This is a genomic window from Barnesiella propionica, assembly GCF_025567045.1.
In the GTDB taxonomy this organism is placed as follows: Bacteria; Bacteroidota; Bacteroidia; order Bacteroidales; family Barnesiellaceae; genus Barnesiella_B; species Barnesiella_B propionica.
This window is the reverse complement of sequence record NZ_JAOQJK010000001.1, coordinates 19,050-38,014: the sequence shown is the minus strand read 5'-3', so window position 1 is coordinate 38,014 and position 18,965 is coordinate 19,050. Positions and strand designations below refer to the sequence as shown.

19 protein-coding genes and 1 tRNA gene are annotated in these 18,965 nt (G+C 39.2%); 17 read left to right on the top strand and 3 right to left on the bottom strand.

All coding sequences use genetic code 11. The annotated features are described in order from the left end of the window. Positions 1–82: 82 nt before the first annotated feature. Positions 83–3,250 carry a leucine-rich repeat protein gene (locus OCV73_RS00275; protein ID WP_147548301.1) on the bottom strand — a complete coding sequence of 1,056 codons (3,168 nt, stop codon included), beginning with the start codon at positions 3,248–3,250 and terminating at the stop codon, positions 83–85. Between the two features lie 760 nt (positions 3,251–4,010). On the opposite strand from OCV73_RS00275, the gene OCV73_RS00270 reads away from it, so the two are divergent. The 4 genes from OCV73_RS00270 to OCV73_RS00255 all read left to right on the top strand — a co-directional run bounded on the left by OCV73_RS00270 (position 4,011) and on the right by OCV73_RS00255 (position 8,352). Next, positions 4,011–4,553: a DUF4924 family protein gene (locus OCV73_RS00270; RefSeq protein WP_147548300.1), complete on the top strand. Its 543-nt coding sequence runs from the start codon at positions 4,011–4,013 to the stop codon at positions 4,551–4,553. 16 nt (positions 4,554–4,569) lie between these two features. After that, positions 4,570–5,439 carry a dTDP-4-dehydrorhamnose reductase gene (gene rfbD / locus OCV73_RS00265; protein ID WP_147548299.1) on the top strand — a complete coding sequence of 290 codons (870 nt, stop codon included), beginning with the start codon at positions 4,570–4,572 and terminating at the stop codon, positions 5,437–5,439. 6 nt (positions 5,440–5,445) lie between these two features. Beyond that, positions 5,446–7,026: a peptide chain release factor 3 gene (locus tag OCV73_RS00260; RefSeq protein WP_147548298.1), complete on the top strand. Its 1,581-nt coding sequence runs from the start codon at positions 5,446–5,448 to the stop codon at positions 7,024–7,026. A gap of 189 nt (positions 7,027–7,215) precedes the next feature. After that, entirely contained in the window at positions 7,216–8,352 is a 1,137-nt protein-coding gene (locus OCV73_RS00255; protein ID WP_167551176.1) for a site-specific integrase, read from the top strand. A gap of 1,180 nt (positions 8,353–9,532) precedes the next feature. Here OCV73_RS00255 and OCV73_RS00250 read toward each other — a convergent pair. Further along, positions 9,533–9,925, bottom strand: coding sequence for a hypothetical protein (locus OCV73_RS00250; RefSeq protein WP_147548296.1), 393 nt, complete (start codon positions 9,923–9,925; stop codon positions 9,533–9,535). A 1-nt stretch (position 9,926) separates the two neighbouring features. Further along, complete coding sequence (locus OCV73_RS00245; protein ID WP_262512828.1) at positions 9,927–10,280, bottom strand: helix-turn-helix domain-containing protein; 354 nt, start codon at positions 10,278–10,280, stop codon at positions 9,927–9,929. A gap of 132 nt (positions 10,281–10,412) precedes the next feature. Here OCV73_RS00245 and OCV73_RS00240 point away from each other — a divergent pair, with 132 nt between their 5' ends. The 13 genes from OCV73_RS00240 (at position 10,413) to OCV73_RS00180 (ending at position 18,891) form a co-directional block, all read left to right on the top strand. Next, positions 10,413–10,610, top strand: coding sequence for a hypothetical protein (locus OCV73_RS00240; protein ID WP_147548295.1), 198 nt, complete (start codon positions 10,413–10,415; stop codon positions 10,608–10,610). 14 nt (positions 10,611–10,624) lie between these two features. After that, positions 10,625–10,948, top strand: a complete 324-nt coding sequence (locus tag OCV73_RS00235; protein ID WP_147548294.1) for a helix-turn-helix domain-containing protein — start codon at positions 10,625–10,627, stop codon at positions 10,946–10,948. A gap of 116 nt (positions 10,949–11,064) precedes the next feature. Continuing rightward, positions 11,065–11,295 (top strand): hypothetical protein, encoded by a 231-nt coding sequence (locus OCV73_RS00230; RefSeq protein WP_147548293.1) that lies wholly within the window; start codon positions 11,065–11,067, stop codon positions 11,293–11,295. A gap of 117 nt (positions 11,296–11,412) precedes the next feature. Beyond that, positions 11,413–11,486 (top strand) — tRNA-Arg (locus OCV73_RS00225). Positions 11,487–11,517: 31 nt separating this feature from the next. Next, entirely contained in the window at positions 11,518–12,480 is a 963-nt protein-coding gene (locus tag OCV73_RS00220) for a recombinase RecT (protein ID WP_147548292.1), read from the top strand. Further along, complete coding sequence (locus OCV73_RS00215) at positions 12,461–13,789, top strand: hypothetical protein (protein ID WP_262512827.1); 1,329 nt, start codon at positions 12,461–12,463, stop codon at positions 13,787–13,789. Before OCV73_RS00220 ends, OCV73_RS00215 begins: the two co-directional genes overlap by 20 nt. After that, positions 13,764–14,447, top strand: a complete 684-nt coding sequence (locus OCV73_RS00210; RefSeq protein WP_147548291.1) for a PD-(D/E)XK nuclease-like domain-containing protein — start codon at positions 13,764–13,766, stop codon at positions 14,445–14,447. Before OCV73_RS00215 ends, OCV73_RS00210 begins: the two co-directional genes overlap by 26 nt. Beyond that, positions 14,444–14,632, top strand: a complete 189-nt coding sequence (locus OCV73_RS00205) for a hypothetical protein (protein ID WP_147548290.1) — start codon at positions 14,444–14,446, stop codon at positions 14,630–14,632. The genes OCV73_RS00210 and OCV73_RS00205 overlap by 4 nt, the downstream gene beginning before the upstream one ends. Continuing rightward, positions 14,629–16,038 (top strand): DEAD/DEAH box helicase, encoded by a 1,410-nt coding sequence (locus tag OCV73_RS00200; protein WP_147548289.1) that lies wholly within the window; start codon positions 14,629–14,631, stop codon positions 16,036–16,038. The genes OCV73_RS00205 and OCV73_RS00200 overlap by 4 nt, the downstream gene beginning before the upstream one ends. 213 nt (positions 16,039–16,251) lie before the next feature. Beyond that, the gene (locus tag OCV73_RS00195; RefSeq protein ID WP_262512826.1) at positions 16,252–17,163 is read left to right on the top strand and encodes an RNA polymerase subunit sigma; all 912 of its coding nucleotides are present in this window, start codon (positions 16,252–16,254) and stop codon (positions 17,161–17,163) included. Next, on the top strand, positions 17,138–17,530 hold the full coding sequence (locus OCV73_RS00190) for a DUF1064 domain-containing protein (RefSeq protein WP_147548288.1): 393 nt from the start codon (positions 17,138–17,140) through the stop codon (positions 17,528–17,530). The genes OCV73_RS00195 and OCV73_RS00190 overlap by 26 nt, the downstream gene beginning before the upstream one ends. Positions 17,531–17,540: 10 nt before the next feature. After that, entirely contained in the window at positions 17,541–18,314 is a 774-nt protein-coding gene (locus tag OCV73_RS00185) for a DUF4373 domain-containing protein (RefSeq protein WP_147548287.1), read from the top strand. 37 nt (positions 18,315–18,351) lie between these two features. After that, positions 18,352–18,891: a P-loop NTPase family protein gene (locus OCV73_RS00180; protein WP_167551175.1), complete on the top strand. Its 540-nt coding sequence runs from the start codon at positions 18,352–18,354 to the stop codon at positions 18,889–18,891. Positions 18,892–18,965: the final 74 nt, after the last annotated feature.

Below are 18,965 nucleotides of genomic sequence, written 5' to 3'. Positions count from 1 at the left end.
GTATGCGATATAAAAAGAGCCCGGATAATCTATATTAATTATCCGGGCTCTTTTTATATATGGTTGTATGTATATTAGTGAGCTACTGTTTCATTACTTTTATAGCTTGTGTACTGTTATCGTCGAATGTGATACCGACTAAATATAAACCTTTTGTCGTTTCGCATGGTAAACTAATCCTATTTGAAGGATTAATTTTCGTAATGATTAATTTCCCGGTCATATTATAAACCGTTATTTTATTTATACCTTTTTCAGAGTCTATAATCAGATGGTTCTCGTTGAACCAAGCTTTAGTTTGTAAGTCTTCTTGTATAGGGTAGATATAACTGTCGTCCATTTCTATAATGTTTGTGAACCGTTTCCATCCGTTTGCATTACGATAAGTTTCTTTACAGCCTTTAGGAACATAAATGATGCAATGATCACGATCGGTTGATGAGAATGACGAGCCGATACGTATAGTTTCTGTTTCTGGCGGTACTGTAGAATAACTTACTACCTTTTTTATCTTGTCATTATTATTAAATCCGGCAAATTGTTTTAGTGAAGACGGGAGGATTACCGTATGGAAATTTCCTCCTGAAAAAGCTCCTGGCCTTTGAATAGTGGTCAGGTTGGTATATCCCGATAAATCTATAACTTTTAGTGATGGATTGTTAAGCGCATTTTGTCCGATTGATACGACCGATGTCGGGAATATGAAATTCTCAATTTCTTTGTCTTTGCAAAAATCTTGCGGAATTTCGTTTTCAGGATAAGACGTCTCTGCTCCAACTGTCCCGCCGATTCCTGTATGAGCAGAGATTCTGGCCTCGGACAGTGAGAAATTATTCAAAAACGGTAAGTCCTGAATAGTCTTAAAATCCCGTGCATCTATAGTTCCCGAAACGGTTAAATTTGTAACAAATGCCTTATCATCATTTGTCAGCAATCGGGACAAACTGCCTGCGTTTGATACGAAAATATTTTTTTTCGTATTAACAGAATTTACCTCTTCTATTTGTGTGAAATTTTTCCATTCGTTGGCTGTTTTATAACTGTTTCCGCTACCGGAAGGAATGTATAATATAGTGTTTGTATTATTCTCTCCGAACGCTCCGGTTTCGCATACCGGAGGTTTCTCTGCCAGACACATTAAGTTCTTTACAGATGACTGGAATGCGTATTGTCCGATACGGTTTAAATTTTTAGGTAATTTGATGTTTCTCAACTCAAATCCGAATGCACTATTTTCAATTTCAGTTAGTGAAATACAGGCTGATAGGTCTAAGTTTTTTAAGGCCGTTCGGGCGAAAGCATATGATTGTATTGTTTTCAGATTTATACATTTACTAAAATCAGCTTTTTCTAATAGACTTATATTTAAATCACTATTTCCCCAACCTTGTATGCTGAAACTATTAGATTCTATTAATTCCAATGATTCGGGAAATGTCACCTCTTGCAACCGGTTGCAAAGAAAAGCATCGAATGCGATTACTTTTACTCCTTCTGGAACGGAATAGTCTGTTTCTGGTTTGCCTATAGGATAAGTGATTAGTGTATCTCCGTCTAAGGAAAAGATAGTGCCGTTTATACTTTTATATGCTTTATTCTCATTTTCGACATGGAATGATTTTATGTTGTTGCAGGCCCTGAACGCTCCCGGGATCAGATATTTGACAGAGGCCGGAATTTCTATCTCGGTCAGGCCGGGACAGTTGCTGAAAGACGCATATCCAAGATATTCTAATGAAGGAGGAAGTTCTATATTTTTAAGAGATTCACAAGACCCGAATGCCGCTGTGTTTATTTTTTTCAGAGTTTGAGGAAATATTACGGAGTGTAAATATTTACATTGCATGAACGCCTTCATTGCTATAGATTCCAGTGTATTGGGAAGAATGATTTGACTTAATGGGGAGGGGGAGTAAAATGAGGCCTGGAATGCTCCTGCGGGAATTTCATTGGCCGGATAGTCGGTGATTTGTCCGATTACTGTACCTTCGGTTCCCCGATAGGCTGTAATATTGACTTCCGAAAGGTCTAAAAATGATAATTTATGTCTCATTTCATCCATAATATATTTGAAATCACGGGCATCCAGGTTCCCTTTAATCTTAAGAGAGGACGCGTTTTGTGCATTTTGTTGTATTATACTTTCTTTTAGGTTTCCGGCCTGAGCCGTGATTTGTATCTGTTTCCCAGTTTTGAGTTCCGATCCGATACAAATGCCATAGGCTTCAATACCCTCGGCTATGTTTTCCACATCGGCAAACGATGGTTGTTCTATGTTCAGAGATACCCGTTTAATTCCGCTTTTGTGATTTTCGTCAGGACTTTGGTAAGCCCAATATATATAGCCTCCGATGGTGTCGACAGCCATTTGGGATATATGGATGAATTCTCCAATACTTCCTTCATCTTTAAATGGAGAATCGTCTATACATATGGCCGATGTACGAAAGAGGGACATTTGTTCTGTGCTGCTAATTGATTCCGCAAGTTCTGTTTTTATTTTATAAATAGCGTCTTTGTCCCCTATACGCATGGCGAGATACATATAACCGTTTTTATCGTCGAACGCGAACGTGGATATATAGAAATTATAGAAAATGGCACCGGCGGCGGGGCGTATGGTTCCCGGGTAGTCTTTGATATCCGACTCTTCGAACCTGAAAATTCCGCTTACGTTATATCTTTTGCACCACCACCAGATATCGCCTCTTTTTTGTATGGTTCCGTTAAGAGCTCCGTAAAAATAATCTTTTGAGTAATATCCTAATTGTTCGTTTCTTACCAGGTAAGAAGCTGCGTTTATCGAAATATCTCGTACCTCTTTCGGTATTTTTCGTATTCCGAGGTTCCGGTCCGGCAGATACATGTCAGACGTTCCCGGAACAATAATTCCCCGGTAAAAATCATCGGATGAATATCCTCCGCGATTCTCAATGACCGTTTCCCGAGTATAGTTGTTCTTTCCATCTGAATTGATAACGAAAACTTCTCCGTCTCCTTTATTTTTTTCAGTGTCAATATAGGTAAATTGTTCTCCTGCGTCGAAAACATATAAAGAACCTTCGTCTTCTTGTATGGTTAGCGGATGGGCACCGCTGGCAATTCCGGTATTGTGTATGTTTTTGTTCGGGTCATTTAAATCGATATAACATATACTACCGTCTTTTACGGCAAAATATAAAACTGTTTTCTCTCCATATAAGGGGAAAATATAGAGAAAGATGAGTAGTAAGTGAATAATTTTTTTCATATAGTTGTATTTTTAAATTTTATTTAATAACAAAATTATATTTTTTGTTCATATAAAGTTAAATATAATATATATTATTTATATTTGATGGTATAATTGTAAAAATTTATATATTAACAATAATCGGAAATAATTACTTATCTTTATATTTCATAGAAAGATTAAAAGTGAAAATACTTATAAATTATTTAGTACAGGGAATACCGATATGGCTATAGCCGCCCGGATTTTTTTGCAGTGTTGTGATCGTTTTCTTATGGTGGCTTCCGTTTCTTCTGATCAAGAGGAAAAGGAACTGCTATATTGAATAATGCATTGTCCCGTTTCAATCTGACATTAAACGATAGTATGGTAGAATTTATGAATAGTTTACGAAAGAACCCTGGAATTTTGTAATCACATTGGGAGGCACTACCGAGATGGAAATCCCGAAGTTTAGTTCTGAAGTCGGCGTTATTATCATTTTTTTTGTTGAAAGCGGGGAGCCGGGTGATTCTGTATCTTATGACCGCATGTGTGAAGAATTAAAGGCTTGTATGTATAATTTTTACAAACATCATATTCTGGAACCCGAATACGGGAGGGCTTGTCCCTTTGGTGCAATGCCATGGAATCTGAATAAAAAAGCGGATATAGCTGTGAAGCTTCCTGTAATTGTATTAACTTTGTACCCGTTTTATAACCCCCGCTGTTATAGAGATGAACATTTATATAATGACAAGTGTATCATCGGTAACGTAATTTTGAAAAGGGTCAAGTCATGATTATATCAAGTCAGAAAAAAAAGGAAAATATAGCCGAATATCTGCTTTATATGTGGCAAATAGAGGACATAATCCGGGCATATAAACTGGATCTGGATCTTATTCAGGAAAACATTATTGATAAATATGATATTCCGGACAGTCAGAAGAAAGAAATGAGGGAATGGTATGAGTCCCTTATCGATATGATGCGGCGTGAAGGAGTAATGGAAAAAGGACATTTGCAGTTAAATAAAAATGTGATTATAGAACTGACCGATCTGCATGAGCGTCTGTTAAAGTCTCCCCGTGAACCGTTTTATGGCGCTTCCTTTTTTAAAACATTGCCGTATATTGTAGAATTGAGGGCGAAATCGGGCGAAGAAAAATCGGGTGAGTTGGAGACTTGTTTCAATGCAATGTACGGAGCATTGATGCTACGTCTTCAAAAGAAGGAGCTAAGCGAAGAAACAAAGAAAGCTATGCAGCAAATAGGTTCCTTTCTGGCTTTGCTTTCCGAAAAATATAAGCAGGATAAAGCCGGAGAGCTGGAATTGTAAATTGATTGTCACAAATATGGATAAAAAATGTACGGTATGGGTTACAGGTGCTAACGGGCAGCTCGGCCGGGAAATGAAAACGGTCCTGACAGCTGAAAATACATTTCGCAGTTTATTTACCGATGTACAGGAACTGGATATTACAGATGCTGTTGCAGTAGAAAAATATATGACTGCAGAAAGTATTGATTTTATTGTCAATTGTGCCGCTTATACTCAGGTAGAACAGGCGGAAGAAAATGAATCGCTGTGTCATAAGATCAATACCGAAGCTGTAGGTAATTTAGCGGAGGCTGTGATACGCCATGGTGCCAAAATGATTCAGATATCTACCGATTATGTATTTGACGGTATGGGGCATAAACCTTACAGCGAGACTGATATACCGGCTCCTGTCTCAGTATACGGACGTACAAAACTGGAGGGGGAACGGCTGTTGTTTTCTGTCGCCCCTGATTCTGCCGCAGTGATAAGAACATCATGGTTGTATTCTCCGTATGGAAATAATTTTGTTAAGACCATGATACGCTTGGGAGAAGAACGGGAATTACTGAAAGTAGTTTCGGATCAGGTCGGTACGCCGACTTATGCCTCCGATCTGGCATCTGCTATCCTTGTATTGCTGAAAGCACCGCTTTTTATTCCCGGTATATATCATTTCAGTAATGAAGGTGTGTGCAGTTGGTATGATTTCACACGTTCTATACATCGTTTGGCCGGTATAACTTGCAAAGTTCTGCCTATCGACAGCAGCGAATATCCGGCTAAGGTGCGTCGTCCGTTTTATAGCGTATTAAACAAGAAGAAGATAAAAGAGACTTATTCCATAGAAATACCGCATTGGGAAGATAGTTTGGCCCGATGCATTGAAATATTAAAGAAATAAGAAACAGTGAGTACACTTACAGAAGAAATCGGCAAAAGGCGTACTTTTGCCATTATCAGTCACCCCGATGCCGGTAAAACCACCCTCACCGAGAAACTGCTTCTCTTCGGTGGAGCCATTCATGTGGCCGGTGCGGTGAAATCCAATAAAATAAAGAAGACCGCTACATCCGACTGGATGGAAATAGAGAAGCAAAGAGGAATATCGGTGGCAACGTCCGTTATGGGATTTAATTATGGCGATTACAAGATTAATATATTAGATACCCCCGGTCATCAGGACTTCGCTGAAGATACCTATCGTACGCTTACGGCAGTAGACAGCGTAATTATCGTAGTAGATGTGGCAAAAGGCGTGGAGATGCAGACGCGTAAGCTCATGGAAGTTTGCCGTATGCGCAATACGCCGGTTATCGTGTTTGTCAATAAACTGGACCGGGAAGGACGGGATCCTTTCGATATCCTTGATGAGTTGGAATCGGAATTGAAAATTAGCGTACGTCCTCTTAGTTGGCCTATAAATATAGGTCAGCATTTTAAAGGGGTATATAATATTTATGAACGGAATCTCAATCTTTTCACTCCCAATAAACAAGTTGTAACCGAGCGTGTAGAGCTCAAGGATGTGAACAGCCCCGATTTGGACAATTATGTGGGAGAGGCCGATGCTGCTAAGCTTCGTAATGATCTGGAACTTATAGAAGGTGTCTATCCTGAGTTCGATCAAAACGAATATCTTGCAGGAAAGTTGGCTCCCGTTTTTTTCGGTTCGGCATTAAATATGTTCGGAGTAAAAGAATTGCTCGATTGTTTTGTACAGATAGCGCCGTCTCCAAAACCCGTACAGGCACAGGAGCGTATAGTAAGACCTGATGAAGAGGCTTTCTCCGGTTTCGTTTTTAAGATACATGCCAATATGGACCCGAACCATCGTAGTTGTATCGCTTTTGTGAAGGTATGTTCCGGAGAGTTTGAACGAAATGCCAATTACAAACATGTAAGGAGCGGTAAGATGATGCGTTTTTCCAGTCCTACTGCTTTTATGGCTCAAAAAAAATCTATTGTTGACGAGGCATATCCCGGAGATATAGTAGGTTTGCCGGATACAGGTAATTTTAAGATTGGAGATACCCTCACCGCCGGAGAAGATTTGCATTTCAAGGGATTACCCAGTTTCTCTCCCGAGATGTTTAAATATATCGAGAATACCGATCCGATGAAGACCAAACAGTTGAATAAGGGCATAGACCAGTTGATGGACGAAGGTGTTGCCCAATTGTTCATTAATCAGTTCAATGGCCGTAAGATTATAGGGACGGTAGGGCAGCTCCAGTTCGAGGTTATTCAATATCGGCTCTTGAACGAGTATGGAGCCCAGTGTCGTTGGGAACCTATCAGTTTATATAAGGCTTGCTGGATAGAAAGTGACGATGCAGATGCGCTCGAAGCTTTTAAAAAACGGAAACATCAGTTTATGGCTCTGGATAAAGAAGGACGGGATGTATTTCTGGCCGATTCTAATTATGTGCTGCAAATGGCACAGACGGATTTTCCAAAAATACGTTTTCATTTCACGAGCGAGTTTTAAAGCAGTGCGGATATACACAACACCTACACACAAGGTACACATTATATGCCGAATATCAGCGCGATATACCTAAAAAGTTTATCGCGCTTTTGTGTGTATGTATGGTAAATAATGTGTATATTTGCGTTGCGATTTTGTTGCGCATCAATAATTGCGCAACAGCCGCAACAAATTAAAACCGAGTCGGCAATGGCAACAAAGAAAACGAAAGAAATGGTCTATCTGCGCATTCGTCCACGCGCCAATGGAAATGCATCGCTATTTCTTGATTTAAATGTAAACGGTATCCGGAAGCATGAGTTTTTGTCTCTCTATCTTGTTCCGGAACGCACAAAGGATGACCGGGCAAGGAATAGAGAGACACTTGCACTCGCTGAGAGCATAAAGGCCAAAAGGATAATAGAACTCCAGCAGATGAAGTTCGGTGTTGACATACCTGTGACCAAAGATGTGCTATTATACGAATATCTTCAGGTTATCATTGACCGAAAGGATGGCACGACTAAGACTTCGTGGTTGAACTGTCGGTCTCATTTGCTGCGTTATGAGCCAAACACACGGCTGAAGATCGCTGACATAACGCCCCGATGGGTGCAGGGCTTTCGGGATTATCTTGACGCTAAGGCCATGCAGTGGGATATCGACGACCGGAAGCGCGATGTGAGGCCGCGTCCGATAGCACAGGGTACGAAGGCACTGATGTTTCAGAAGCTTTGTAGTTTATTCAATTTCGCAATCAAGGACGGTGTGCTCACGCGCAATCCCTCGCTGAACGTGGAGCGGTTCAAGGATCCGGAATCCGACAGGGAATTTCTAACCGTTGAGGAAATGCGGTGTCTCGCAACCGTGCCTGCTCCCTCTGAGGTGCTCGGTCGTGCATTCTTCTTCTCGTGCCTTACGGGGTTACGTTGGTCAGACATCGCGAAGCTGACATGGGGAGAGGTGCAGCAAGTCGGCGAGGTGACGCGCATCGTATTCATGCAAAAGAAAACTCGCTCGCTTGAATATCTCGACATCAACGAGCAGGCTGCTGAGTTGCTTGGGGAAAGATACGATAACGATGCAAAAGTGTTTGACGGTCTCACGGCCATACAGCAGGCTCGTACAGCGGTTACGGCATGGGTAAAGGCGGCGGGTATAAACAAACATATCACGTTTCATTGCGCCCGGCATTCGTTCGCCATCATGATGCTCGATGCCGGCGTTGACCTCTACACCCTGTCAAAGCTCATGGGGCACAAAAGCATCGAGTCTACCCAGATCTACGCGAAGATTTTGGATAAAAACAAACAAGCTGCGGTGGCCCGTATTCCAAAGTTGTTTTGATACTGCTCCACAGAATGGCTTTAGGAGCTTCAGAAATACCCGCTGTTGGTTTTTTCTGATGTCGGACGAAGTGTTTGTTGTTTGCGAGATTTGAATGCGTTTACAAGGCTTATTTGAGTTTATTGCTGTTTATTCAAATACTTCTTTAGGTTCTTTTCTTATAATTTCAGGATGTGCTGCAATAGACGGCAATGTCCACGATGGTATATTGATGCCCAACAAGTGGAACGCTTCAATGCTGAAAAGTAGTAGTACGCCATTAAGTACCCATTGATCACTTAAACATCGGTTCTTTTCCAAGTAAAATCCAAACAGTGGAAATACTGTAATCTCGAATTACGAAATCTTAAACCATTTCTTTATAAACTTTCGATTTGCGAATACTCCATAACCGCATAACGCATATACAAATTTGAGGATAATACTATCCTCGTTTAAAAATAACAACATAATTGTTGCTACTATACCCATTGTTACTAATATAGCCACAACAAGAGTTATGTAGTACAATATTTTCATCTTAATCAATTTATTATTTACATGAATATTAATTATTTATAACAGCCATAGACTTATAGCATTTTCAAAATAATTTTTATTTAATGCTTCTTTCTTGAACTTTCGAAGGAAGTCACTAAAATTGATTTCCAGAAAATAGATTTCTGTTGTATTTTTCCATTTTGTTTAATATGTTCTTTTTTTCTTTTGGTATTATTTATTCTATTTAATTTTTTCAAATGACTCTTTTGAGATTTTCCTTTATGTAATTCTTTGTATATAGTTTTAAAATATTCAAATGAATATTTCGATTTTTGTATTTTAGGGTGTTCTTCTTCCAAATGCCTATTTCTCTCGCAAACAGTAGAAGTTACTGTTTTACCACAAATTTTACATATACATTCCATTTCTTTATCAAATATAATTTTGCTAATTATAGCATATTCTGCATGCTCTTCTACTCTTTTTTATTTTCTCAAGACTTACAGCTTTAATTTCTCCACTACAGCGATTTAATCCCCGGCATTTGGTAGTTGAATGATATACTTCCGCTTTCGGTCCGGTACAGATATACACTGTCTCTGGAGTATCGACCTTCATGCTCAGCAGTGGAAGGCAAAATAGAAATAATAAAAGTGATTTTTTCATTCGCATTTTCATTTGTTTAGAATTTTAAGGTTGATTATCTATCATTACTGTTGTTACTGTATCCTTTTTGTTCTATATAGTTTTCCACAGGCATATTTGCCTTGTGTGCTTTTGATACAATAGAGTTATCATTTGTCAGTTCATGATAAAGTGTTCTGATTTCGCTGTTTGTTGGTTTACGATTTTTATAGGTTATGTATAATTTATAAATTGGCATAACACCCGGGTCAACCATAATAACCAACGCATCATTAGTTACATTGACATTAGATATATTCCAACCATCTGAGTAATTAATCACATCACAAACACTTCTGTCCTTATTTATTAAAGATTGAATTTTTCTAATTCTTCTGGTATTAGGATTCCATAAAAAAAATATCAATGCACATAATAACAATACGGCTATATATATGACAAATTCCATACTATTTCCTTTCCATTAAAATGTTAATAAGTCGTTCCTTTTCTGCAATAATTTCCTCTAAATGTTTCACCTTTTCTTCAAGCAAAACATTTTGACCTATTATCACATCGCTATTAATGGCTGCAACAGAACTTTGCCCCTGTGCTATTGCGTTTTGCCCAATTGCATCTTCGTCAAAAAAAACACCTACTCTAACACCTAAAGTCTTTGCAAGAGACTCGATGATACTAACTCTTATATCACCTCCCTGTAAAGCGTTATCAAGTGTAACTCTCGTTATCCCACTTAGCTTTGCTATTTGAACCTTCGTTTTTCCACTGTCTTTTACGAGTTGTCTTAACTTTCTGATATTCATAAGGTTGTTATTTTTGTGTATAGTTTGTTTTGTTTTTAAATGAAAATAATGTATATTTTACTTTGCAATATGGATATTTTGATATACCTTTGTCTCATAAAGTTAAATAAATTATTTATCAAATAATATTATATGGAAAAAAATCAGCAAGAAACACCTGTTTTACGCATACTTGAAAATATGCAGATAGGTGAGGAACATTCCTTTCCTGCAAGAAGGATGAATAGTGTAAAAGCAATGTCAAGTTCATTTGGTTTTCAGTGGGGAAAAAAGTTCTCTACTTCTATTAATCGTAAAGAAAGAACAATACTTGTTAAACGAATAGAGTAAAACCTTACTGAGTCATGACTGATAAAATGGAAAAAATCTTTGCCGAGATACATGCCACGCTTGACGGTATCAAGGCCGACAACGAGGCGAGCAACCGCCGCCGCGAGATTTTGAAAAAAAATGTGTGGGACATTGAAGAACTTGCACTATACCTGCGCCGCTCGGTAGACCGTGTGCGCCGTATGGCTCATGGTCGCGTCTTTCCAAGCTACAAACAGAACGGCTCATACTATTTCAAGCGTGAGGAAATCGAAGCATGGCTAACGGAAAATCGCATAAAGTCGGTTGACGAGACTAATGCACAAGCCTCTCTTTACACTCTCAAAAAGCGCAAATAGCCATGTCGTCCTACTGCAAGAAGCCCCCTATGAAATAAACAACAATCACCTAAAACAAAGAACTCATGAACAAGACAATATCAATTATCCGAATCGCCATCTTACTTTCGCTCGGCATGTTTGCCTTTCTGTTTCTCTTCAGCGAGGAACAAGACGAAAACCCTACTGTATGGCTTTTTCATGTAGTCATAGACAAGGCTCTTGCTATTGGCGCAATTTTCTACATGACACGTCTATATAAGCGTTGGATCAAGATTGACCCGTGGCTTATGGCTTACGAAAAGATGTGTGACGAGGTTATGGAGAAACCAAACCCTATGTATCTCGATAACGACAACGAGGGTTAACCAATGACGTTTCTCCGGTTCTCCGACAAGAGTGTACTCTATGGCGTGTTCATTAAATATGCCCGTCGTACGAGATTAGCATATATCAGTAAACAATCATAGGGCTTGAACGCCCATAGCCCGGTAGTGTACAGGTGCACACATCGGTTTCCTCTACCGTTGTAGAACGAGTTCGATTCTCGTCCCGGCTACTAACTCTTTAACAAATAAATTATATCAACAATGAGCAACATTCAATTAACCGTTGAAAGTATTAACAAACTTCAACCATTAGACATTGTGACGGATCCTTCAGTACGTTCAAGATTTATCCAAATCTATAATACCCTTTGGGGTGAGGGTACAGGAGAAGCAGCCTATGAGCGTGAAAGCAACTACTTCAGTAGGTTGCTCTCCGACAATGAAAAATTGCGTACCTCATCGACACGTTTTTCAATCTTTACAGCTTTCATCGACTTGGCCGTTTGCGGTCTTTCCCTGGAGCCGGGCACACGAGCCTTGTGTTACCTGCAAGGCCGTAGTTACAAGATTGGCGAACAATTGAACGACAAAGGACAAAAAGTTGGCATATACGAAGGCCGTTGCACACTCACCATTTCCGGATATGGAGAACTGGTCATGCGTATACGTTCCGGACAGATACGGCACGCCGATAACCCCGTTCTGGTATATGAAGAAGACGAGTTCAGTTTCTCAGACCGTGACGGCCGTAAATCTGTCGATTACATTTGCCACTTGCCACATAAGTCCAATAACATTATTGCATGTTATATGCATATAACCCGTGCCGACGGAACTGACGATTACAGCATAATGTCCGAACAGGATTGGATGCGTTTAAAAATATATTCAGCAAAAAATAATCGCCGTTGGAACAATGATACCCGCTCGTACGATGAAATACCCAATGATCTCTATACTGCCAACAACGGCACTATAGATACAAGTTTCCTAATGGCAAAATGTATAAAACACGCTTTCAAAACATACCCGAAAGTACGTATAGGCAAAAATACCGAATTAGAAACACAACAACCCGAAAAACCGGAAATTGACGACTATTATGGTATGGAAGAAGATCAGGCCCATGATCCGCAACCATTTGGTAATACTTCCGATACCTCTGCCGGGATAACCGTCAATCCGTCCGAAACATCCAGTACAGATGATGATGGAGCGTTCTGATCATCCCTGTGGACAATGCCCTATGATGCATTACGGTATCAATGGACATTACTGTGAGAAATTGAATATTTATATAAACTATGTCAAACGTAAAATCTGTATGTCAATGGATGATAATAAATTAATAATAAAGCAAGAAAATGTAGCAATCATTGTGCAATCAGCACCTCAAGCCTACGAAGACAATCTGATATCACACGACCGATGCCTTAATGCCTGTCGAGAATTGCTCGATGCAATAAATCAGAAGGGAATGAACGGCGATCTTGATCAGCAAGCGGCCTTTTTTATCGAACGGGCCAAAAAGACTGTTCGCAAGATGAATGAGAAGCGGAGCCCCTGTACTAAACTCTTTGACGAGATACGTGCCACGTTCACGGCAATGGAGAATGATGTAGATCCCTCCAAAAAAGACAGCCTCCCTTATAAATTACAACAATACCGTAATGCATACGCAGCGAAAAAACTCGAAGAAGCGGAACGCAAACGTAGAGAAGAAGAACGCCGGGTACGTATTGAAATAGCTTGCAATACCTATCGTTTAAATTGTGAAGAAGATTACAAACAATCTTTTAATCGCACTCTGAATGCCGCCATCAATGAGATGATGAGTTACAATAATTCAATTACGCTTGACAATTATGAGGCACAGAAACAAGCCATAGAACAATTCAATGTCTTGTTGTCCGATGATTGGATACAAAATGTAACCTCTTCCGTCATTCTCCCAGCAGAATTATCCGCCGATGAGTTACGGTCCATCCGGCAATCCGTGCTTAATGAATTATTCCCTAAGTTCAAAGAACAATATAAGTTCGAAATGGAAAGTAATCGCGATGATTATCTCGACCGTTTACCTTCCAAAAAACGGGAACTTGAAACCATTGCAAAAAAAACTGCCGAAGAAGCCGAAAAGCTAAAAGCTGAACTTGTTGCCCGAGAAGCCCAGGAAGCCGGACGTCGCGAAGCAGAACGTAAGCAAAAAGCAGAGCAAGAACGCTTGGAAGTACAAATGAAAAAACAAACCGTTGAAATGGATGGTCTTTTTGGCGTAGCGCAAACAAGCATTTTACAGTATCAGCCGAAAACATCCGTTAAGAATAAAATTATACCTCTCGATATTGATGCTTTCCCCGAAATCTTTATGATGTGGTGGACGCATGAGGGTATTACACTCTCCGTTGAAGAACTGTCCAAGATATTCAAAAAACAAATAATGTTTTGTGAGAAACTGGCTAATGACAAAAATTCTCCGGTGCACATTAAATCCGAACACATTTATTATGGAAACGAAGTTAAAGCAAAGTAATAACCCCGGTGAATATTACAGACGAAGTGAGGTCAGCAACTCCGACCTCACCGAACTTAAAAATCTTTTATATCCTCGCGTTCAATATGGAGATAAAGAAGCGGCTTTCCGTTTCGGAAGCCTTGTCGATGCCATTATAACAGAGCAGAAAAGAGTAAACTATTATCGTTATACAGTCGATAATGAACAATATACCGAAGAGGAGTTTAACCATGCAAAAGAAATGCACAGAGCTTTGCGTATGGAAGCCAGTCGTGATACTTTCCTTGCCAAAGTTCTCGAATTTGCAGACACTCAAAACTTCATGGTGAACCACGGACAACAATTTGAATACGGTGAATTTTCCTTTACCCTTGATACCCGGTGTAAATGGGATTGGTGGTTGCCTCAATTTAAATTTGGAGGTGACCTTAAGACCACGTTTGCCGAAAGTCAGGCACAGTTTGACGAAGCAGTTTATTTTTTCGATTGGGACAGAAGCCGTGCATGGTATATGGATATTGCAGGTTCAAACCGGGATTTTATATATGCAATAAGTAAAAAAAACTGCAAAATCTTCAAGAAATATATCAATCGCGGTGATGCAATTTACAATCGTGGTCGTGAAAAATATGAAGAACTCGCATTCCAATATTGGTGCTTAAAACTTGTAATATGAAACCCAAAGTAGGACAATATCATTATGAGCTTCGCGGCAGTTGCTTTAGAATTTATCGCTATGACCAAGTTTCCGATACAGGCACATCCTCAAGTCCTGTATATGGAGAACCCAGTTATTTAGATCGGGAAGAAGCAAAAAAGCGAGTATATGAACTTAACGGATGGAGATATAAAAAACAATGATAAAATTGCAACATAATCTTAAAATCGAGCCATACCCTTACCAAAATGAAGGTATATTATTCGGGCTTGAAAAGAAACGCCTTATCATAGGCGATGAACCGGGGCTTGGAAAGACATTACAAAGCATCGGCATTGCCGATACAGCCAATGCCTATCCCTGTCTGGTAATCTGTCCTTCCTCTCTTAAAATAAACTGGCAGCGTGAGTTTGAAAAACTTACCGATAAAAAAGCATTAGTCCTCGATAATAGTACACGCACAACCTGGCCTTATCTCCTGCAAATGGGAATATATCAGATAGCCATTGTCAATTATGAAAGCTTACGCAAATATTTCGTGTGGGATATTAAAGGCCGGAAGTCCTTCAGGCTGAAAGATGTTGTATTCTGTCCGCAGATTAAGTTATTTCGTAGCATTATCATAGATGAAAGTCATCGCGTCAAAGATCCTGCAGCACAACAAACAATTTTCACCAAGGGCATAACAACCGGTAAAAAATACATCATCCTCTTATCTGGTACTCCGGTAGTCAATAAACCGGAAGATCTCGTATCTCAGCTTTCCATCATGGAAAGGCTCACGGAGTTCGGCGGTAAGGCAAAGTTCCTCGCTGACTATGCAGAAGGCGAAAACCTTGGGAATCTCTCTGCTGAACTGTACGAGCGTTGTATGATACGTCGTGAAAAACGTAGCGTTCTTGCCGATTTACCCGATAAAACACGAGTAGACTTATATGTAGACATCTCAAATGTAGACGAATACCGACTTGCTCAGGAAGACCTTGCCGGGTATTTGCGGCAATACAAAGAATGTACCGATAGTGAGATACGTCGTAAAATGCGTATGGAGGCCTTGGTTAAGTTCATGACATTGCGCTCTCTCTCCGCCAAAGGTAAGGTTAAGCAAGCTGTTGATTTTATCAATGTATTTCTTGACAGTGGCAAGAAACTTATAATCTTCTGCTCCCTTCACGAGATTGTAGATGAACTGAAAAAGTTATTCCCTTGTGAGGTAAGTGTTACAGGTCGGGATAGTGTGGTATCTAAGCAAGCTGCCGTTGACAGTTTTCAACAAAATCCGGATACAAAACTAATCATTTGTTCTATCAAGGCCGCAGGCGTAGGATTAACACTAACAGCCTCTTCTAACGTGGCGTTTGTGGAGTTCCCTTGGACTTATGCAGATTGTTGCCAGTGCGAAGACCGGGCGCATCGTATCGGACAAAAAGACAACGTAACGTGCTATTATCTGATAGGACGTGGAACTATTGATCGAGTTTTGTATAATATCATCAACGATAAAAAGAGTATTGCAAATCAGATTATGGCTGCCAATGATGACATACCAACCGACGAACTCTATTTCGATGAGTTGACAAATATGATATTGACCGATGGAAGTATGTAAGTCAGATTTGCAGAAAATCATCTCCTATCTTGATGATGCTGCCAGGCTCTATGAGTACTCCCAATGCAGAAATGCAAATGCCGTGCCCACATGATTAAACAATTAATTCTAAAACTTAAAAATAAGCAGAATGATAAAACAAGACATTATTGAAAATCTCGTACACAAAACAGTGAAATTTATCCCTGGAAAAAAACTTAAAAGCAAAATGATATGAGGAAAGTTGTAGAATCGAGAAAATCAGAAATACGTTATATCACGTCCGATCCGGCGCGTATGCTTAATAAATTCATTGCACGTAGCGTATTAAAAACATGGATGGAGGAATTTGTGGATGAAAACACAGGAAAAATTGTGTCCATCGAGCGAAATGAAATCCTTTTTGAAAAAGGTACACTTGTCGATAACGATGTACTCATGCAGATACGTTTTTGGCAAGAGGAAGGTTCTGTTAAAGATGTTGAAGTATCCAATCAGAAACGGATGTCTTTTGTTAGAAAAAATCAATCACTGTTTCCCTACAAATCAGTAGTAAAAATCAATGATAAACGACACAGTTTTCTGCTTTATGCCACGTCTGTACAGAATGCTTTAACAATCCTCACCGATTATATAGAACTGAATTACAATGGTGGATTCACTGTTTCCGATATAAAAGAACTCGAATATTGCATTGTACTGATTGACAATCTCAAAACAAAAAAACAGAGGAACGATGATATAAACAAAGCCTATCTTAAAAATGAAATCTCCTTAGAAGAATTTGTTGAGTCTGGAATGAGTGAAGAAACCCTGAACGAAGCAGAAGACAGTAGTAAGCTGAAATTTTATCAGATCATCGCCCGTATTGTCTCTCACGATGACAAAGAAGGAGATGATGAAGAAAATGGCACATTCATCGTACAGACCTACACAGCCGTTCGTGCCAATATGCTTATAAAAAAATACCTCCTTGACCAGCAGGAGAAACAATATCAGGAAGCATTAAAACATCCTGAGCGAACTTTTATCAAGCGTGAAATAAATTCTTTTATCGAAGAAAGCAAGACAATTCCCATCGGACGCTTTATACCTGTGGAATTTTCACAAGTTTACGAATATGAAACAACAACAAATAACAATTAAGCAATTTCGGACTTTAGCACAGAAACAGAGCAAAAATAACTCCCGCACAAATAAGTATCATGCCCAAAAGGTAGGAAGCTATGCTTCTAAAAAAGAGTATCATCGCTCCAATCAGTTGAAACTGATGCAACGTGCCGGACTTATTTCCAATTTGCGTGAACAGGTGCGCTATGAACTCATTCCCGCACAACGGGATGCGTCAGGAACACTTATAGAACATTCATGCACCTATATTGCCGATTTCGTTTATAACGATATTCAAGGTGTTCTCAAAGTAGAAGACACCAAAGGTGTACGGACAAAAGAATATATCATCAAGCGGAAACTCATGTTGCTTGTTCATGGCATAAAAATTAAGGAAGTCTAAAATATAACATATGGCGCGTCCATTCAAAAAAGGAATAGATTATTTCCCTTTCGATATTGATTTTTTTATTGATGAAAAAATTTCAGCCATATCGGGAGAGTTCGGGATTAAAGGAGAAATCACGGTTATCAAGCTGCTTTGTGCGGTATATCGTAATGGATACTATGCAGAGTGGAATGATATGTTAAAGTACAAACTCCTGAAAGAACTGACAGGGATATCTTCTGAGCTTATAGAGCAGATAGTACAACGCTTGGTTAAATGGGATTTCTTCGATAAGAACCTTTTTAATTCGGAAAAAATACTTACAAGTCGGGGCATACAGAAGCGCTATTTTCAAGCCATCAAACGTAGGTCTGTGATAGATAAATTTCCTTATCTCTTAATTGATAAAAAAGAAACGACATCAGTTGCACAACTGCATTTAAAATCCGAGCAAACGTATTCTTCTGCAGGAGATGGTAGGGGGGAAAAACTCGAATATCAATTCATAGCTGATATGAAAGCTTCTCCGATATGGATCGAACAAATGATGATGAAATATCAAATTACAAACAAAGATGTAATTTATACCCGCATTGATGCTTTCATGCTCGATTGCCAATGCCGCGCAAAAAAACATAACGATTTATCAGATGCCAAACAACATTTCTGTGATTGGTTAAGAATACAAATTGAAAACGAAAAGAAGAAAAATGTTAGCAATAAACAAGACAACAAAAATAGACGTAGAGGATCTGTCGTCAGTACTTCTGAAAAAAAAGACTATAATACCTCGTTTTAGGTTGCCATATACCTTCGGTCAGGCTAAAAATCTGCTTATGGCAGCCTATAAAGCAGAAGTAGAGTTTCGTCATCGCACATTTATTCCGGATGATGCAACAAAACAGCATATCGAAGAAGTAGCCCGGTGGATTACCTCAAATGATAGTAAATTTGGAATATTCATTTGTGGAATTTGTGGAAACGGCAAAACCACAATGGTACTTGCCATCCGTTCCATCATTAATTTTCTCTACGAAAAGGATACTGCCAATGCAAAAGCTATTTGCCTCGTAACGGCCACTGAGTTGTGTGAGATGGCGAAAAATAACTATGAGAAATATTGCAATATCATGAAATATGAAATGCTTGCCATTGACGATATGGGTAAAGATGCGGTAGAAATCCTCCACTATGGAAATGTCAGTCGGCCACTTATAGATTTACTTTCATATCGGTACGATAAACAATTGTTTACGATTGTAACCACCAATATGCCTCCAAATGATATAGCAAAATATTACGATGAAAGGATTGCCGATCGTTTCCGAGAGATGATGCATAGTATTGCATTTGAAAACGAATCCTATCGTATATAAATCCAAGCCACTTTTAAACTAAAAATAAAGTCCGGACACTAACTACCACATTTGCATCCGGACCAAAAACTTAA

Excerpts from the sequence above, each read along its gene's own strand:
- OCV73_RS00275 (WP_147548301.1), bottom strand. The coding sequence starts at position 3,250 with ATGAAAAAAATTATTCACTTACTACTCATCTTTCTCTATATTTTCCCC.
- OCV73_RS00200 (WP_147548289.1), top strand. The coding sequence starts at position 14,629 with ATGATAAAATTGCAACATAATCTTAAAATCGAGCCATACCCTTACCAA.
- OCV73_RS00220 (WP_147548292.1), top strand. The coding sequence starts at position 11,518 with ATGAGCAACATTCAATTAACCGTTGAAAGTATTAACAAACTTCAACCA.
- OCV73_RS00270 (WP_147548300.1), top strand. The coding sequence starts at position 4,011 with ATGATTATATCAAGTCAGAAAAAAAAGGAAAATATAGCCGAATATCTG.
- OCV73_RS00205 (WP_147548290.1), top strand. The coding sequence starts at position 14,444 with ATGAAACCCAAAGTAGGACAATATCATTATGAGCTTCGCGGCAGTTGC.
- OCV73_RS00250 (WP_147548296.1), bottom strand. The coding sequence starts at position 9,925 with ATGGAATTTGTCATATATATAGCCGTATTGTTATTATGTGCATTGATA.
- OCV73_RS00255 (WP_167551176.1), top strand. The coding sequence starts at position 7,216 with ATGGCAACAAAGAAAACGAAAGAAATGGTCTATCTGCGCATTCGTCCA.
- OCV73_RS00215 (WP_262512827.1), top strand. The coding sequence starts at position 12,461 with ATGATGATGGAGCGTTCTGATCATCCCTGTGGACAATGCCCTATGATG.
- OCV73_RS00185 (WP_147548287.1), top strand. The coding sequence starts at position 17,541 with ATGGCGCGTCCATTCAAAAAAGGAATAGATTATTTCCCTTTCGATATT.
- OCV73_RS00210 (WP_147548291.1), top strand. The coding sequence starts at position 13,764 with ATGGAAACGAAGTTAAAGCAAAGTAATAACCCCGGTGAATATTACAGA.
- OCV73_RS00180 (WP_167551175.1), top strand. The coding sequence starts at position 18,352 with ATGGCAGCCTATAAAGCAGAAGTAGAGTTTCGTCATCGCACATTTATT.
- rfbD (WP_147548299.1), top strand. The coding sequence starts at position 4,570 with ATGGATAAAAAATGTACGGTATGGGTTACAGGTGCTAACGGGCAGCTC.
- OCV73_RS00190 (WP_147548288.1), top strand. The coding sequence starts at position 17,138 with ATGAAACAACAACAAATAACAATTAAGCAATTTCGGACTTTAGCACAG.
- OCV73_RS00245 (WP_262512828.1), bottom strand. The coding sequence starts at position 10,280 with ATGAATATCAGAAAGTTAAGACAACTCGTAAAAGACAGTGGAAAAACG.
- OCV73_RS00195 (WP_262512826.1), top strand. The coding sequence starts at position 16,252 with ATGAGGAAAGTTGTAGAATCGAGAAAATCAGAAATACGTTATATCACG.
- OCV73_RS00240 (WP_147548295.1), top strand. The coding sequence starts at position 10,413 with ATGGAAAAAAATCAGCAAGAAACACCTGTTTTACGCATACTTGAAAAT.
- OCV73_RS00230 (WP_147548293.1), top strand. The coding sequence starts at position 11,065 with ATGTTTGCCTTTCTGTTTCTCTTCAGCGAGGAACAAGACGAAAACCCT.
- OCV73_RS00235 (WP_147548294.1), top strand. The coding sequence starts at position 10,625 with ATGACTGATAAAATGGAAAAAATCTTTGCCGAGATACATGCCACGCTT.